This is a genomic window from Succinivibrio sp. (assembly GCF_045124615.1).
Lineage (GTDB): Bacteria > Pseudomonadota > Gammaproteobacteria > Enterobacterales > Succinivibrionaceae > Succinivibrio > Succinivibrio faecicola.
In genome coordinates, this window is record NZ_JBGVMC010000203.1 from 1 (window position 1) to 1,679 (window position 1,679).

2 protein-coding genes and 1 pseudogene are annotated in these 1,679 nt (G+C 35.8%); all 3 read left to right on the forward strand.

The annotated features are described in order from the left end of the window. Positions 1-231, forward strand: a pseudogene (locus ACJML3_RS05225) (amino acid ABC transporter ATP-binding protein); the annotation flags it as partial. A gap of 19 nt (positions 232-250) precedes the next feature. Next, a complete protein-coding gene (locus tag ACJML3_RS05230; RefSeq protein ID WP_406021237.1) occupies positions 251-1,090 on the forward strand; it encodes a transporter substrate-binding domain-containing protein in 840 nt (279 codons plus the stop codon). 44 nt (positions 1,091-1,134) lie between these two features. After that, on the forward strand, positions 1,135-1,679 hold a 545-nt coding region (locus ACJML3_RS05235), incomplete at its 3' end, for an amino acid ABC transporter permease (protein ID WP_406021239.1).

Consider the following 1,679-nt stretch of genomic DNA (forward strand, 5'->3'; position numbering starts at 1 on the left):
GATCCAGAAACTATTCAGGAAGTTTTAGATGTTATGGTAAAGCTTGCAAAAGAATCAAATATCACAATGGTAGTTGTAACTCACGAAATGGGATTTGCAAGACAGGTTGCAGATCGTGTTGTTTTTATGGCTGATGGTCAGATAGTTGAGAGTGGGACTCCAGAACATTTCTTTACCGATCCAAAGAATGAGCGCGTAAAGCAATTCCTTGGAAAGATTTTAAAACACTAAAACCTTTAGGAGAATGAATATGAAATCTTTAAAAAGTATGGTTTTATCTACAGTGTTAAGTGTAGCTTGTGTATTTTCTGGTGCTGTGCAGGCTGCAACATCTGATATACCAGAGATCAAAGAAATCCTTGATAGAGGGGTACTCCGTGTTGGTGTGAAAAATGATGTTGTAGGTTTTTCTGTTAAAGATCCTTTAAGTGGTGAATACAAAGGTTTTGAGGATTCACTAGCTCTTCTTATTGCAAAAGAGATATCAGAAGATCTTGAAGTTGAATTTACTGCAGTGACAGCTGCAACACGTTCAGCTTTAATTGATTCAGGAGATCTTGATTGTGTTCTTGCTACCTTTACTATCACACCTGAAAGAAAGCAAAACTGGGATTTTTCAACTCCATATTACACAGATGCTGTAACAGTTCTTGTAGAAGATAAAAGCAACATCAAATCATTAAAAGATCTGAAAGGTAAAAAGATTGGTGTATCTTCAGGATCTACATCAGCAAGAGAGCTGACAAAGGCACTTATTGCAAACAAGATTATTGAAGGAAAAGGTTTTGATCCTGCAACTTTTGATCCATCTGTATGGACTGAAGGAGTAACTTTTAACCAGTTTGATAATTATCCTGCAATTTCAACTGCACTTGCCGCAGGCGAGGTTCACGCTTTCTGTGTCGATAAATCAATTCTAAATATTTACAAGACTAAAGACCGTAGCTTCATTGAAGAGAAATTCTCTCCACAGCAGTATGGAGTGGTTACTAAAAAAGGCTCAGGTCTTTCAGCATTTATCGATGGCTTAATTCAGAAGTGGTTAGCAGATGGCACTATTGAAAAGCTAATTAAGGAAAACAACCTTTAATCTTGAAAAGCGGCATTTGTGTGCCGCTAATAAAGGATATCTTTATGGGAAACCTTTTTTGTGCTGATGCATGGCTGAAAATCTGGATATATAAAGAAACATTTATTGTCGGATTTTTAACTACAGTTGAGACTTCAGTTTTTGCAATATTGATTTCACTTCTATTAGGTATTGTTTTCGGCCTTTTTTCAACTTCAGGAAAAACTATTTTAGGAGCAATATCCAGAGTATATGTTGAGCTAATCCAGAATACTCCATTACTGCTTCAAATCTGCTTTTTATACTATGCACTATCCTTTAGTGGACACAGTATAGGTATTTTACTATCAGGCATTATTTCTATAGGAATATACCATGGTGCCTATATGGCAGAAGTAATAAGAGCTGGTATTTTATCTGTACCAAAAGGTCAGTTTGAATCAGCTCAAAGTCAAGGTTTTTCCTATGGAGGAACAATGTTTTATATCATTCTTCCTCAGAGTATAAAGATCATTCTTCCTCCAATGGTTAACCAGTTAGTTAATCTTATAAAGAATACATCTTGTCTGTATATTATCGGAGGTTCAGATCTGATTTCACTGACATACAG